Below are 14,821 nucleotides of genomic sequence, written 5' to 3'. Positions count from 1 at the left end.
GCGCTACCAGTTTGGTTATTACGGTTTTGAACCCTTTATCAATACGATTAAAGGCATTATCGTTCTATCGGTTAGTTTGTTCGCTTTTGTTTCTGCGATAGAAGATTTGCTGCATGGCGGTCGAGATCTTGTCGTGGGCTTAGCGTTGGCCTATGCTACCCTATCCACCGTCGGATGTTTTACGTTTGCCCTTTTGATGCATCGCTATGCTAAACGGTTGACCTTACCGTTGCTGGAGGTGGAAGCCCGAGACTGGACAGTAGATGGCTGTATTAGTAGCGCGGTAGCGTTGACCTTTGTGGTGACGATGTTACTACAAGAGACCGCTTGGAATATTTATCTCCCTTACGTTGACCCGCTGCTGGTTTCTATTTTGGTGCTGGTTATCATTCCCCTACCGCTACGCACCGTATTTGAAGGCGTCAATCAATTATTAGGTGTTGCCCCAGAAAGTGAGTTGGATCGAGAAATTCGCAAGACCATTTCCCAAGTCGCCCGCATTCAAAAACATCCCATCGATCGCTTCCATTTGCAGATGATGGTCCAAGGACGGGTGTTGTATGTCTTTATTCAGATCTTGGTTCCTGCGGAGTTTGTGGTTGATCGGGTGCAAGAGCTGGATCAGTTGAGGCAGAAGTTTGCGGCTGCGATTGCAGATCTCCATCCATTCCCAGAAATCGACATTGTGTTTACGGAAGATCCCTATTGGCTAAAAGATGGGCAATAAATAGGTAGAAAGAGTCGTTCTGCAATACTAAAAGACAGGCCGCCTAGAATAATGCCACCCCATGCCCCAGCCCTAAGTTTGAATTTGTTGTTTTAGTTAAATATCGATACCGTGAATAATCAAAAACCAGAATTCAAGACCCACAATGATCAGGGGGAAGCCTATCCCTGCTAAACCGATCCAGCTGCCCACATTCCCTAAGGCAACCAAGAGCTTCTTTTGAGGGTTAGTTTTATGTAGTCGCTCATGGCAGTATTGCAGCCAACTCGAACACAGACCAATCATAATTGCGCCAAGGATTCCCAGGGGCGCACTAATCAAAATCCAGGTCAAAGTTTTATTGTCCCCACTGATCAGTGTAAAGTTGGGCAGCAGAATAAAGCTAAATCCTTCGAGAATGACCCAAACCAGTAAGGCACTCAGAATATCTTGCTGAGTGAGAAACGAGTCAATCACTTGAACGGGGGGCTTGGGTTTTGTTGGAGCCATAATCCCTGGTTTGTACTGGATAAAGAGGATTGTCAGGTGACCAAATAAAGTCTGTTTGGCCCTAACCACAGGTTTCCCATTCACTTGTCAGATTTGACACGGTACGTTACAAGGAAGAAGAGTTTAATTCGGGGAAAGTCGCAATGCCAAAAGCAGTGTGGAATGGAGTAGTTGTTGCTGAAAGCAATCAGTGCGAAGTGGTGGAAGGAAATCAATATTTTCCGCCCGATGCCATTAAATCTGACTATTTCAAGGCCAGCGATACCCATACAACCTGTCCCTGGAAAGGCGTTGCTAGCTATTACAGCCTTGAAGTAGATGGTCAGGTCAACAAAGATGCTGCTTGGTATTATCCTGACCCCAAAGATGCCGCGAAAAATATTAAGGGGTACATTGCGTTTTGGAAAGGCGTACAGGTGACAGCCTAATTGGGTTGTATCTCAAGAGAGTATTCCTGGCCTGCTTACTCTGATACCTCTCGGATGATAGTGGCGTCAATTTCGACTAGCTGATCGACGTATCCTAACTGAGCAACACCTAACAGTGTTGCAGGGGGTACTTCACCGCCAAACCACTGTTCGACAGCACTCCAGGCACTAGCAAGATTTTCAGCTTCACTGACCACATAAATGGTGAGCTGTTGAATATCGTTTTCGCTGAATCCATACACATTCAGAAGCTGTCGAAGATTGGCTAAGCATTGAGCTGCTTGTACCGATGGATCAGATTTACCAACCAGTTGGGCATTGGAATCATGGGGAACCTGTCCAGCCACAAATAGCTGGTTATCCACTTGTTTGGCATAACGGTAATTTGATGTTTTCGGAAGACCCGCTGCTGTTTCTGCTTCATTCATGTCATATCTATAGGCTTTAAAAAACAACTGAACAGCTACAAATCAAAGGGGGTAGGGTGGAACCTGGGGCAGAATAAGCTGCATGATTGCTACATCTTGCCAACGGCCAGCAACATGTCCAACCTCTTTTTGCACCCCGACCATTTCAAAGCCAAAGCTTTTGTGAAACGCAATGCTGCCATCATTTGTTGCGACAATTTTCACAACGATATGGTGGTAGCCTAACTCAGCCACTTTTTGTAGTAGGGCCGTTTGCATTAATTTTCCTAGTCCTTGACCTTTTTCAGCAAAGGTTAGGTAAATCGATGTTTCACAACAGACGCGATACCCAGGGCGATCGCTATATTGTTTGACGATGCCCCACCCCAGGATCTGTTGCTGACGCTCGATCACCAATAGACATTCGCGATCGCAAAATTTATCCACCCAGGTTTGAATATCTGGCGCTTCAAATTGACGGGTATCGAAGGTGATACTACCTGTTGCGATCGCTTCGTTATAGATGGATGAGATCGCAGCATAATCTGCTGGCGTACTTTCCCGAATTTGAACCCGCGCTAAGTCTGACATTGAAGGCACTATCCCTGGCAACCCAAGCCAGTTCTATCATGGCATCAGCGTTAAAAAATAGGTTCATATAGGGAGTCGGGTCTAACCTGGGAGACTGATCAGGGTTTTTTGTAAGCGGTCTAGAATCCAAACACACCAGGAGACCATACCATGTCTAGAAAGAAAAAAGCCTGAAATTTGAGAGAATAACCAAAATTTTCTTGAGTCGCAATCCTGGATTAGGTGGCATCAGTAGACACAGCTTTTTTCTGCCCCAAGCGAGGTTCTGTACCCGCTAGCAAGCGCTGAATATTCGCCCAATGTCGCCACACCACATAAACACCTGCCGTGATGCTAAAGAGAAAATAAGCTAAGGGCTGTTTAGCAACAAGCATTAGGATTGGTAGCGCAACCGCTGCACTAATCGAGCTGAGGGAGACAATCCGGGATAGGGACACTACCAACGCAAAAATTCCCAAAGCAGCCAGACCCACCGTCCAACTCATGACCAACAGCACGCCTAACCCCGTCGCCACGGACTTCCCACCCGTAAAGTTCAGCCAAATCGATTTACTATGGCCTAAAATTGCCATCAGTCCTGCCATAATCACAAATAAAGACAGCCATAGGCTCGTATCAGCGGTCTCAGGGGCTTGACTCAAAAACGTAGCGTTTGCATAGGCCCCTCGCACCAGGGCAACGGCTCCTGCCCCTTTGAGGATATCCACCACTAACGTGGCTAAGCCCGGCCCCTTGCCTAACGTCCGCAGGACATTTGTGGCCCCTGTCGATTTAGACCCATGCTCCCGAATATCGATGCCTTGCAGAGTTTTACCCAGCAGATAGCCCGTGGGGAAAGATCCCAACAGGTAGGCAACGATTAACAGTACACCGTTACAAAGTAGCCAGATAGCCATAAACCAACCGTTCTGAACATGCTTACCCCCTATTGTTCCATGTCTAGCGGCTTAGGCTACAGAGTTTAGAGACGTTTTTGTAGCACCCGTTCCAAGGTTTTGAAATTTTCTAAAACTTTCCCCGTCCCTAAAGCTACACAACTGAGAGGATCGGGTGGAACATGCACGACCAAGCCCGTTTCATAGCTGATTAGGGCATCTAATCCTCGCAGTTTCGCTCCACCCCCCGTGATCACGATGCCTCGATCAATTAAATCTGCGGCCAACTCTGGGGGGATTTTTTCTAGTACACGCTTAATCGCGGAAACAATGCGAGCCAAGGACTCCGACAACGCCTCCCGAATTTCTGATCCCTGGAGTACCACACTTCCTGGCAAACCGGACAGGAGCCGCAGACCCGAAATCTCTAATGTCGCCTCATCATGCTCAGGATGGGGATAGACCGTGCCAATCTTCATTTTCACGGTTTCAGCCGTTCTCTCACCAATCAACAGATCATGATTCTTTTTAACGTGGCGGCAGATGATGTCATCAAACTTGTTACCCGCCACTCGAAGCGACTCGGTCACTACCGTGCCCATATAGCTCACCACTGCAATTTCCGTAGTGCCACCGCCAATATCCACCACCATATTGCCAATCGGTTCTTCTACGGGCAGATCGGCCCCAATCGCTGCCGCGACGGGCTCATCAATCAGATAAACTTCCCGCGCCCCGGCTTGAGCGGCAACTTCGGATAAGGCCCGTTTTTCAATACTGGTAGAGCCCACAGGACTGCTAATAATCACCCGTGGATAGAGCAAGGTTTGTCCCTTCTGCACCCGCTGAATAAAGTGCTTGAGCATCAACCGTGCCGTATCAAATCCCACAATCACCCCATCTGAGAGGGGCCGCGTGACATCAATGCTGGCCGGATTGCGCCGCATCATGGCCTCAGCTTCGCTGCCAATGGCGAGCAAAGTCTGATTGGATTGATCGAGCGCAACCACAGAGGGCTCTCGCAGGACAATACCTTGATCGCTGAGAAAGATAAGGGTATTTGCAGTGCCCAGATCAATGCCAATGCCGTGGGATAGATGATTTAACGGACCCAAATCCTAATACCTCCTAGACACCTAATATCTAAATGCAGATAGCGTCCCCGAGATTGTCTAAATGAAATGTCAGGTTCAACCCTTGTGTAATCACTCAATTCCTTGCTTAGTCTAACGGTCTTTTTCCCACTCCAGCGAATTATTCAGGATCTCTATTCAAACCAGTCAAAGGTGGACCGTTCTTTGCGAAGCTGCGGTTCAGGTGCAAAGGCTAACCAGAGGGGAAATTGCAGAATCGACAAACTGACTTCTTCTTCCGCATCATCAATCAAGATGAGGGGGAGCTGTTGTTCTTTGACGAGCCGATCTGCTTTTTGAGCCAGGGCATCAGGAGACTCAAATAAAATTAAGCCTCGCTCGGGACCAAAATCTGAGCGGTCAATGCCGAGACAGTCCTGCAGACCCCGTCGCCAATCCCCCAGACGTTCGGGAGAGTCTGCCAAAATCAGGGTACGGACAGAACTACCGTAGAGCTGTCGCAAAATCGAGATCGTGGCCGAGGCCACCAAGATATTTTGCAAGCGACTGCTTAAGGTCCGTAAAGCCCCCCGTCCGCCAAAGGTAAAAAACCAGCTGGCGACCCGCTCGGCATGAATCGGTTCAAAGGTCCGGCGTAACTGCCAAGGCGGACCGTAGTAATTGGGATTAGTGCGGTATTGATCGAGAATTTGGCGAATCTGACGGGTTTCTTCTGCAAATTCCTGGGTGGCAAACTGGGGACCGGACCGCTGAGGCGGGGCAGGCCGAGGGGGGCGAGATTGCCGAGGAGGGGCTGAACGGGGCGGGCGTTGTTCCCCTGGCCGCTGTTTTGCAGCCGGTTCTGGGCGGGGAACAGGGGATACCTGCGGTGCTGGAGTCTGGGGCTTAGGTGCTTCTTTGGGAGCTAGTTCTAGCTTCTCCGCCGCGATTACGAGATCCTGCAAACTGGTGACGAGATAGTCATGGAAGCCGTGGATCCGAATCGCTAAATCTTGCGACACCCCCGCGAAACTTTGGCGCATTTCTGCCTGGACCCGCTCTTGGCGACGCTCCAACTGATCGACGGCAATCTGTAGGGTTTGCTTGCGCTCTTCTAAGGTTTTGAGGTGGTCATCGGCAAACCGTTCTAGGGCCGTTTGGGTGGCCGATAGCTGCTGTTCAAGGAGCTTCGCTTTCGTCCCTCGCAGTTCTGCGATTTCGGCCCGCAGGGTTTGGGCATCTTTTCGGAGTTGGTCCACGGAGGGGGTGTTGTTGGCGATACCGGAAGAATCAGTCACGTTAATCCACTTGAATCAGTAAAACAATGGCTGTTGAGCAGAATACCTTAGGATCTAGGGCATCGCTCTTCTAAGCAGGTCAAAAGTGATCGGGCATCAAAGAGCATGGGCATGAAGTGGATGCTCTTGACCTCTTTGAAAAAGAACAGGATGGGAACTGGGGGCAATAAAATCAGCCAATCTTGCCACTCAGCAAAGGGAAACTGGCGCAGCTGTTTCTCGCCCCGGTAAAGTTCAAAGGCAGTGGCTGTAAATTGGACCTGTACCGTGGCCGCCTGAAACCCGAGGAAACACCCCAATAAGATGACAGGAACTCCGGCCCAGGGGGTGATAAATGTGAGGAGGATACCTGCGATCGCAACCCCAATCGGCACCCAATAGCGGGGCGTTAAAACGACCGTTGATTGTGTATTCGAAACCTGAGAAACAGCCATTCTGCGTTCATCAATATGAGCAAACTGTTTTCCATTCTAAGGGGTTCTGCTTCACAAGTTTTGTAAGGCCGTTCCTCCGGCCCCTTGAAACATCACCCAGGACAAGAAAAAGTTGGTCATAAATACAGATAAAAGGGCTGTCACCACGGCGGCAGTTGTGGATTGACCGACCCCTTTAGCCCCTCCTGAGGTCGTCAATCCCCAGCTAGAGCCAACAATGGCAATAAGGCTACCAAAAATCGCAGCCTTAATCATGGAGTTCCAAATATCCCAAACCCCCAAAAAGCTATGCACCGAATCTAAAAAGACGCTATAAGGAATGTCATACAGAATCGATGCCACAATCATCCCACCGACAACGCCTGCCACCAGGGAAACTAGGGTCAAAATTGGCAACATCAGGGTACAGGCCAAGAGACGAGGTACGACCAAATAGTCAATGGGGTCAGTATCCAGCATCTGCAGGGCATCAATTTGTTCTGTTACCCGCATCGTGCCGATTTCGGCGGCAAATGCAGAACAAACCCGCCCCGTGATAATCACCGCAGTCAACACTGGTGCTAATTCTCGGGTTAGAGCCAGGGCTAACACCCCACCCACGGTTTGCACCAGGCCAAAGGCAATAAACTCTCGGGCAACTTGAATGGTAAACACCATGCCCACGAAGCTAGCCGTTATTAGGGCAACCAACAGAGACTCAGGCCCCACAATCGCCATTTGCTCGATGGTATTTCGACGGTGAATCTTGCCTCTGAGCAAGTGCACCACCACCTGCCCGCCCAGAAATATGGCCGCGATCAAGCGACGGCTCCAAATATTGAATCCCGTCCAGGCCAGTAAGGATTTCACAAACACCTACACGAAGTTGCCACAACGGTGATCAGAAAGTAGGGTTTGGAGAATATCAATCATACTGCCTCATCGCTAAACGAGTAATTGGCGGCAAACCACCAACAACATACTACTTTGGCAATGGAGCTTATGGTACTAGTCACCGGCATGAAAACGGTAAGCGCTTGTGTTTTCTGGCCATAAAACCAATAAACACTCTCTAGCAGTCAGACCGATGGTGCTGCGACCATACCCGAGTGGGCAGACCCCACACATAAATAAAGCCTTCTGCCGCTTTGTGATCAAAGGTATCTTCAGCCCCATAGGTCGCCAAGTCAGGCGTATATAAAGAATGGGGCGATTGACGGCCCACCACGGGTGCTGAACCCTTAAATAGCTTCACCCGCACCGTACCCGTCACCTGTTTTTGCGTTTGCTGGATAAAGGCATCAAGTGCATCTTTGAGGGGGCTGAACCAAAGGCCGTTATAGACCAGTTGACTGTAGGTTTCTTCAATTCCCCGCTTGTAGTGGGTAACATCCGCTGTGAGAGCCAGGCTTTCTAGTTCTCGGTGCGCCTGGATCAACACCAACAGTGCCGGGGCTTCATAAATTTCGCGGGATTTAATACCGACTAAGCGATTTTCCACCATATCAATGCGGCCCACCCCATGCTTACCGACTATTTGGTTGAGCTGCTCCACTAAGGCAACCGGGCTAAGGGCTTGTCCATTCAGCTGCGTGGGAATGCCCTGGGCAAAGTCAATATCAACATACTCGGGTTGATCAGGGGTATCGGCAATGGCTTTAGTTAGATCATAAACTTCTTCTAACGGCTCAACCCAGGGGTCTTCTAAAGGCCCAGCTTCCACACTCCGCCCTAATAAGTTGCGGTCAATACTATAGGGAGACGATTTCTTAACGGGAGACTGCACCCCATACTTTTCCCCATAGGCAATCGTTTCTTCCCGGCTCATGCCCCATTCACGGGCGGGGGCCAGGACTTTGAGGTCGGGATTCAGGGCCGCAATCGATACATCAAATCGCACCTGATCATTGCCTTTCCCGGTACAGCCATGGGCAACGGCATCAGCGCCGTGGGTTTCGGCGGCCTCCACGAGCAATTTGGCAATTAAGGGGCGAGCCAAAGCGGTCGAGAGGGGATATCGATTTTCGTAAAGGGCATTGGCTTGAATCGCAGGGAAGGCATAATCGGCAATAAAGCTTTGGGTACCATCGGCAATTAAGGATTGGGCAGCGCCAGCATCTAGCGCTTTCTTGCGGATGGGTTCTAGCTCGTCCCCTTGGCCTAAGTCTGCGGCCAGGGTGATGACTTCTTCAACGCCCCATTCATGCTTTAGATAAGGAATACAAACGGAGGTGTCAACTCCCCCAGAATAGGCCAATACAACTTTTTTAGCGCGCCCCATGATCGCTTTTTTCCTGCAAAACTGCGTTCCCTATTATGCAGTGTTAAAGGTCAGATTGCTACTAAGGGTCAAGCAGTTAATGATGAAAATGAGCGGTGTAATTAACACGATCAAAAAAAGTGGATATTACGGTCATGGTTCAGATCATTCGATGGCAATAATCAAATGAAACTCATGAAAGCGATTGTGTACGAAAAGTATGGGGAACCTAATGTTTTACAAGTCAAGGAGGTCGAAAAACCGACCCCCAAAGACGATGAGGTTCGAGTCAAAATCCATGCAGCCGAAGCGACCAAAGCTGACTGTGAACTGCGTAGCTTTAACTTCCCGGTAAAGTGGTTTTGGTTGCCTTTGCGATTGGCAATGGGTTGGGCCAAGCCAAAGCGTCAAATATTAGGCGGATATTTCGCAGGAGAAATTGAAGCCATTGGCAAAGACGTTACCAAATTTAAGGTTGGAGATCAGGTCTTTGGCAGCAGCCAACTTCGGTTAGGGGCCTATGGTGAATATCTCTGCTTACCCGATACGTACACAATTGTGCCTAAGCCAGACAACATAACCTTTACTGAGGCAGCAGCCGTTCCCCTGGGTGGACTCAACGCACTACACTTTCTCCGAAAAGCCAATATCTCCCCAGGTGAAAAGGTATTAGTCAACGGTGCAGGGGGCAGTATTGGCACGTTTGGGGTTCAGATTGCCAAAGCGATGGGGGCTGAAGTCACAGCAGTGGATAGCACCATTAAAGAAAAGATGCTGCGGCAGATCGGAGCGGATCATTTCTTCGATTACACCCAAGAGGACTTCACCCAAAGCAGCCAAACCTACGACGTTATTCTAGATATGGTGGCTAAGAGTTCCTATACAAAATGCATTCAAGCCCTTAAGCCTCAAGGTCGATATTTACTGGCTAATCCGCGTTTATCCGATATGTTCAGAGCATTGCTCACGTCAAAGCTTACGGATAAAACCGCTGTATTTGCCTTTGCGGGTGAAACGGAAGAAGAGTTACTTGCTCTAAAACAAATGATCGAAGCAGGCCAAATCAAAGCTGCGGTCGATCAAATCTACCCGCTGGAACAAGCACCTGAAGCCCACCAAAGAGTTGAGACAGAGCAAAGATTGGGAATTGTCGTCCTCTCTCTAAAACCCTAATGTTGCGACTTGGACGCTGTAACAACACCTGGTCGGTCAATGGCGATGGTTGAATGTCGATCGCAAACCAAATGTTTCCAAAAGCTTCGTGGTACCTACCTTAAGATGGAAGGCATCAGTATAAATCCTGTTTATATGAGACTCAGCATTTATGACGGCTGTTACTTTGCGTTTAGATTCAATCGTTAGTCTGACAGACCATCAGTTTATTCAGCTATGTTCCGCGAATCCTGATACCAAGCTAGAGCTAACTGCCCAAGGAGAGTTGGTGGTTATGCCCCCAACGGGTGGAGAAAGTGGACGACGGAATCGCAAGCTCACTCAACAGCTTGGGATTTGGACCGATGCGAATGGAACTGGAGAAGCTTTTGACTCGAGCACGATGTTTCAACTACCGAGTGGGGCCTATCGTTCTCCCGATGCAGCCTGGATTGCACTTCCACGATGGCAAAGCTTAACAGACGCAGAGCGCCAAACCTTTCCTCCCCTCTGTCCAGACTTTGTGATCGAACTCCGCTCCAATAGTGACTCGCTGCGAACGCTTCAAGACAAAATGCAAGAGTATCTGGAGAACGGCTTGCGTTTGGGATGGCTGATCAATCCACAAAAGCAGCAAGTCGAAGTTTATCGTCAGGGGCAGCCTACAGAAGTCTTACTATCGCCAACTCAGATATCAGGAGAAGATGTGCTACCAGGTTTTGTCTTGAATCTTTCAGGGATTTGGTAAAAGACTATTGTTTAGACTGTCCTTGCAGTGCAGCTTTTCCCTATCCAGATCGGCTGTTGGTTGGTGAACACAGTTGGCGTTCTTGATCAAGCAAATTAGCCGTGGGGTTGTTGAGATAGAGCTGTAACCACTCACAGCTTCTAGCCAGCAGTTTCTCTAAACTCAGGGCTTCAATCGCCCAAACCTTTACCCCTTGATTCTCAGATGCGGTCGCCACATACTGCCCATCAGCACTAAAGCTAAGATCAAACAAACGACTACCATGCTTAAATTCCGCCAGTTGGCGGCCCTGCAATTCCCATAACCGCAATGTGCCATCTTCAGAAACCGTTGCTAGAGATTGGCCATCAGGACTAAAACGCACACCTCGAACGGCTCCTCGGTGCCCTTCAAACTTGGCTAGAGATTGCCCCTCCAAATCCCACAGCCGTGCCGTGCCATCATCAGACGCCGTCGCCAAAGATTTCCCATCAGGACTAAACTCTACCGTCCATACTCGGCCTTGATGTCCTTCTAAAACGGCAGTAGTTTGACCTGTCATCGACCAAAGCCGGACGGTTTGATCGGCAGAAGCCGTCGCCACAATTGGTTCTGTGGGACTAAAGGTGGCGCTCCAAACGGGACTGCGGTGACCTCGAAGAATGGCTAGGGGTTGTCCCTGCCAATCCCATAAACGAGCAGTGCCATCTTTAGAGGCTGTGGCAATGCGTTGAGCGGTGGGGGCAAGACTGACGCCAAAGACCTCCGACTGATGTCCTCGCAGTTCGGTGATTAAGTCTCCAGTATTCGACCAAACCCGCGCCGTGCGATCGCCAGACGCCGTGGCAAAATACTCTCCCCGTTGGGTAATGTCCCAAATTCGACCCGCATGGGCATCAATACGCAGTCGTTCTTCCCCCGACTGATCCCATATGCGAATAAACTGATCGCCACCCGCCGTCACCATCGCTGGGTCTGGAGACATAAAACTAAGGCTGAGAACGGGGCGAGCATGTTTGAGGACTTGAACCGGACCTTTCTGGCGTAAGTTCCATAAACGGGTAGTGTAGTCTTCTGAACCGGAGACTAACCATTTGCCATCTGGACTAAACTGCACGCTTCTCACCCAATCTTGGTGACCTTTTAGAGTTTCTAGTCGCTCACCTTCGGAGTCCCAAATATGGATCAGGCGGTCCGCTGCGGCTGAGGCCAGTTGTTTGCCATCAGCACTAAAGACCACGCTAAACACCTGGGTGCGATGTCCATTCCAACTACGGATGAGCTTGCCTTGACGATTCCATAAATGCAGGTAGCCATCATAAGATCCAGTAGCTAAAACTTGACCATCGGGTCGCCAGTGCAAACTGCGCACAGGTCCATGCCTTACAGGAATCTGCAAAATTCGCTGTCCCTGGAGATTGGAAATTTGGACGGTCTGATCAAAGGAGGCAGAGGCTAGGGTTTGACCATCAGGACTAAATTGCAGTGCCGTAATGGCAGAAGGATGGGGCCGGAAATCGGCTAAGGGCTGACCCTTTTGGTCCCACAGCCAAACCTGGCCGTCATTGGTGGCGGTGGCGATTACACCATCTGCCGTGGGTGGACAGGTCACAGCGTTAACGGGCTGGGGATGGGGCAACGTTGCAAGGAGATTACCCTGTAAGTCCCATAACCGAGTAGTGCGATCTGCCGCAGTGGTGACTAGGGTTTTACCGCTCAGGCAAGCATCCGTTACCCCGGAGCGATGTCCCACCATTTTGGCTAATAGATTGCCTTTTAAATCCCAAAGCCGCACTTCCTGATCTTGGGAGGCTGTAATTAACCGTTGACCATCAGGGGTAAAACGAACTCTCGTAATGCCGCGTTGATGCCCGCGAATTTGGTTTTGCTCTCGCATATCTTCCAAAATCTGCTGCAAGGCGAGGAGTGGCGTCAGAGTAGGAAAGTTGGATGAGTCAGATCGCTCTCCCCAGTCCTGCATCTTGCGGGCTGTTTTTAAGGCTAAGAGCAGGGCTTCTAGCTGCTTGAATTCAGCTTGTTGCAAGGCTTGTCGAGCATCGCGCTCAATGGCTGTGACTTCTTGGGCTTTGCGAATAGAGGTGTTGGCCCAGAATGCGATCGCACCTGCTGATACGGCAATTCCCACTAACGCGATCAACCCTGTCAGGACCGTTCGCCGTGCTCGTCGCTGAGCCTGAGCCAGGATGGCATCTGCTTCTGCTTGCTGACAGGCTGCTAAATACCGATAGTCTTCATCACTGAGCTGTTTCCCAATCGACCATTGCTGAGCAGCCTGTAAGGGTTCGCCTGATAGAAAGTTGGATTGACTCTTTTGCCATTGACGGAGGGCAGAGGCATAAAAAGGCGGTCGCAAACTGGCTACGACGTCTTGCACCCAGTCGGTATTAAAAATTTGGGCATAGATGCGATTGGCGACGACCAGTTTTTCCAGCCGGTTAACCACTAGCCCCGATAGTCGTAGCTCCACCTGGGCGGGACTAGCATCCGCCTTGATCGACCCCTGCTGCAAAATCTGTTGATAGAGATCGAGGACTTTGCTGGTGTATTGTTCGTTACTGAGGATGCGATCGCGGATCGTTCTCAAATGCTCCGGTTCATCCTGGGCCTCCCAATTTGCTAGCAGTTTGTCCTGAATAAATTGCGTCACCCACTGCTCTATCTCTTTAGGCTGAGTCGGTAGTTGAGCGGCGGATTGGGCAATCATCTGACAGATTTTTTGCGTCAGAAACGGCTGTCCTCCCGTCCAAGACAGTACGGCCTGTAAAACGGCTTGGGCTTGTGGTGTCTGGGCGGTGAGTCCCGCTACCAAGGGCTGGGCTTCGGCCATTTGAAAGCCCTTTAACTCAATGGCATACCCCAAATTAAACGGAGTGCGCTGCTTATCCTGAATTAACCTCGAAGGGGTGGCAACCCCTAATAGCACAAATGCTAACCTCTGGTAAGCCGCATTATCGGTTCGATGGTTATAACAGGCTCGTAAAACTGCAAAGAAATCATCTTTAAACGGCAGCCGCAGAACGCTATCGATTTCATCAATAAAAATGACCAGCTTTCCCGTACATTCCACCAACAGGATGGTTTCGATAAAGGTGTGAAACCGCTGCACTGGCGATAGCAGGGCCTGGTCTCGCCACCATTGCCGTAAATTAATGCGATCGCTTAACTCGAAGCTGCTGACTAAACTGCGAATCAGTCCGGCATACCATTGGTCTGGCGTAATTTGCTGGCTCCCCATTTGAGTGAGTTCAATGGCGGCGCAGGCAATGCCTTCTGCTTGGAGTTGCTGCATCACCTGGACTCGCAGACTGGATTTCCCCATCTGCCGGGAATTCAAGACATAACAGAACTCGCCTGCCCTTAGCTTTTGATATAGCTCCTGATCGGCAGACCGGGTTACATAAGAAGGGGCATTAGCAGGTAGACTCCCTCCCACTTGATATTCATAGCGAGTTGTGAAGGACATCTATGCTCAGTTGTGGGGCATGGCAGGCATTCCTCGTCGGCCGTAAGGGCAGGTGATATAGGCCAAGGTCGGAAGTAATAATTTCTGATAGCTTGAAGGTGTTACTCCAGTATATTTCGTCACTCCGAGGTTCCACAGTCATTCATATTAGAGTACTGGAATGATGAGGGATGGCTGGTAGGACACATAAAAGGTATACCTAGTGTATTCAGCCAAGGACAAACCCTTGAAGAACTTGAAGAAAATATTCGTGATGCGTACCAACTGATGACGATGGATACGGAGCCTGCTCCAGCGAAGGTCAAAACCAAGGAACTTGTCCTTGAAATATGAAGCGGAAAGCATTTATTCGCAAACTAGAGAAATCTGGTTGTGTGCTTCATCGGCACGGCTCAAAACATGACATTTACCTTAACCCAGCAACTGGACAAAAATCTCCAATACCACGCCATACCGGAATCACAGAACTGGTCACCCTCAGCTCCAACAGGCTCTGATGTGACGGTAGAAGGGGATGAAGTTTACACTCGTGTAGGCAAAAATCTTCCCCCCCAGCCAGTCCCAGGGACCATCCACTTCCTTGAACGCGAGAGCCGTTATTGGTTGACAGCCCAGGCTGGCCTCAAGAATCAACACCTCTTTGTTCATGGCGTTCAATCGGCTTGGAAGTGGATGAAAGCAGAGCATCCCTTTACTGCTATCAGTCCAGCATCTGAGGTCCAATCACAACAATGAGGCTCACAATGCTGCTTTGAGGAGGCGATGTAGTGCTTATCGTAAGGAAGCAGAATCTCGACACCAAGAAGCACTCGCTGTAACCCCGACTGCTAGACGTGCAACGACTGATTCATAACTGGGTTTGACCCCATTGGGGGCTCAGTAAACAGACCACACCAG

15 protein-coding genes and 1 pseudogene are annotated in these 14,821 nt (G+C 49.8%); 6 read left to right on the top strand and 10 right to left on the bottom strand.

The genetic code is table 11. The features are described from left to right. On the top strand, positions 1–727 hold a 727-nt coding region (locus tag Q0991_RS02760), incomplete at its 5' end, for a cation transporter (RefSeq protein WP_299485287.1). 96 nt (positions 728–823) lie between these two features. On the opposite strand, the gene Q0991_RS02755 is transcribed toward Q0991_RS02760, so the two are convergent. Continuing rightward, positions 824–1,216 (bottom strand): hypothetical protein, encoded by a 393-nt coding sequence (locus tag Q0991_RS02755; RefSeq protein WP_299485285.1) that lies wholly within the window; start codon positions 1,214–1,216, stop codon positions 824–826. Between the two features lie 143 nt (positions 1,217–1,359). On the opposite strand from Q0991_RS02755, the gene Q0991_RS02750 reads away from it, so the two are divergent. After that, positions 1,360–1,644, top strand: a complete 285-nt coding sequence (locus tag Q0991_RS02750; RefSeq protein ID WP_299485283.1) for a DUF427 domain-containing protein — start codon at positions 1,360–1,362, stop codon at positions 1,642–1,644. Positions 1,645–1,679: 35 nt separating this feature from the next. Here Q0991_RS02750 and Q0991_RS02745 read toward each other — a convergent pair whose 3' ends face one another. The 8 genes from Q0991_RS02745 to Q0991_RS02710 form a co-directional block, all read right to left on the bottom strand. Beyond that, positions 1,680–2,072, bottom strand: coding sequence for a RidA family protein (locus Q0991_RS02745; RefSeq protein ID WP_299485281.1), 393 nt, complete (start codon positions 2,070–2,072; stop codon positions 1,680–1,682). A gap of 42 nt (positions 2,073–2,114) precedes the next feature. Then, positions 2,115–2,642, bottom strand: a complete 528-nt coding sequence (locus tag Q0991_RS02740; RefSeq protein WP_299485278.1) for a GNAT family N-acetyltransferase — start codon at positions 2,640–2,642, stop codon at positions 2,115–2,117. Positions 2,643–2,860: 218 nt separating this feature from the next. Continuing rightward, the gene (plsY, locus tag Q0991_RS02735; protein WP_299485276.1) at positions 2,861–3,538 is read right to left on the bottom strand and encodes a glycerol-3-phosphate 1-O-acyltransferase PlsY; all 678 of its coding nucleotides are present in this window, start codon (positions 3,536–3,538) and stop codon (positions 2,861–2,863) included. Between the two features lie 65 nt (positions 3,539–3,603). Beyond that, positions 3,604–4,602, bottom strand: coding sequence for a rod shape-determining protein (locus Q0991_RS02730; RefSeq protein ID WP_366524880.1), 999 nt, complete (start codon positions 4,600–4,602; stop codon positions 3,604–3,606). A gap of 182 nt (positions 4,603–4,784) precedes the next feature. Beyond that, positions 4,785–5,888, bottom strand: coding sequence for a DUF3086 domain-containing protein (locus Q0991_RS02725; RefSeq protein ID WP_299485272.1), 1,104 nt, complete (start codon positions 5,886–5,888; stop codon positions 4,785–4,787). 47 nt (positions 5,889–5,935) lie between these two features. Then, a complete protein-coding gene (locus Q0991_RS02720) occupies positions 5,936–6,322 on the bottom strand; it encodes a DUF3119 family protein (RefSeq protein WP_299485270.1) in 387 nt (128 codons plus the stop codon). Positions 6,323–6,373: 51 nt separating this feature from the next. Then, on the bottom strand, positions 6,374–7,171 hold the full coding sequence (locus Q0991_RS02715; protein WP_299485268.1) for an MlaE family lipid ABC transporter permease subunit: 798 nt from the start codon (positions 7,169–7,171) through the stop codon (positions 6,374–6,376). Between the two features lie 202 nt (positions 7,172–7,373). Next, on the bottom strand, positions 7,374–8,582 hold the full coding sequence (locus Q0991_RS02710) for an argininosuccinate synthase (protein WP_299485266.1): 1,209 nt from the start codon (positions 8,580–8,582) through the stop codon (positions 7,374–7,376). A gap of 165 nt (positions 8,583–8,747) precedes the next feature. On the opposite strand from Q0991_RS02710, the gene Q0991_RS02705 reads away from it, so the two are divergent. Next, on the top strand, positions 8,748–9,734 hold the full coding sequence (locus Q0991_RS02705; RefSeq protein WP_299485264.1) for an NAD(P)-dependent alcohol dehydrogenase: 987 nt from the start codon (positions 8,748–8,750) through the stop codon (positions 9,732–9,734). A 151-nt stretch (positions 9,735–9,885) separates the two neighbouring features. Further along, the gene (locus tag Q0991_RS02700; RefSeq protein ID WP_299485262.1) at positions 9,886–10,461 is read left to right on the top strand and encodes a Uma2 family endonuclease; all 576 of its coding nucleotides are present in this window, start codon (positions 9,886–9,888) and stop codon (positions 10,459–10,461) included. Positions 10,462–10,501: 40 nt separating this feature from the next. Here Q0991_RS02700 and Q0991_RS02695 read toward each other — a convergent pair whose 3' ends face one another. Then, a complete protein-coding gene (locus Q0991_RS02695) occupies positions 10,502–13,924 on the bottom strand; it encodes an AAA-like domain-containing protein (RefSeq protein WP_299485260.1) in 3,423 nt (1,140 codons plus the stop codon). 329 nt (positions 13,925–14,253) lie between these two features. Between Q0991_RS02695 and Q0991_RS25050 the strand changes: the two genes are divergently transcribed. Both Q0991_RS25050 and Q0991_RS02690 read left to right on the top strand, forming a co-directional pair. Further along, a complete protein-coding gene (locus Q0991_RS25050; protein WP_366524879.1) occupies positions 14,254–14,421 on the top strand; it encodes a type II toxin-antitoxin system HicA family toxin in 168 nt (55 codons plus the stop codon). After that, positions 14,381–14,784: pseudogene (locus Q0991_RS02690) on the top strand (IS1 family transposase); the annotation flags it as partial. The gene Q0991_RS25050 and the pseudogene Q0991_RS02690, both read left to right, overlap by 41 nt. Positions 14,785–14,821: the final 37 nt, after the last annotated feature.

The organism is Acaryochloris sp. IP29b_bin.137, from assembly GCF_028285745.1.
Lineage (GTDB): Bacteria > Cyanobacteriota > Cyanobacteriia > Thermosynechococcales > Thermosynechococcaceae > Acaryochloris.
Note: the sequence above shows the minus strand (reverse complement) of the source record. Positions and strands in the feature narration are given on the sequence as shown.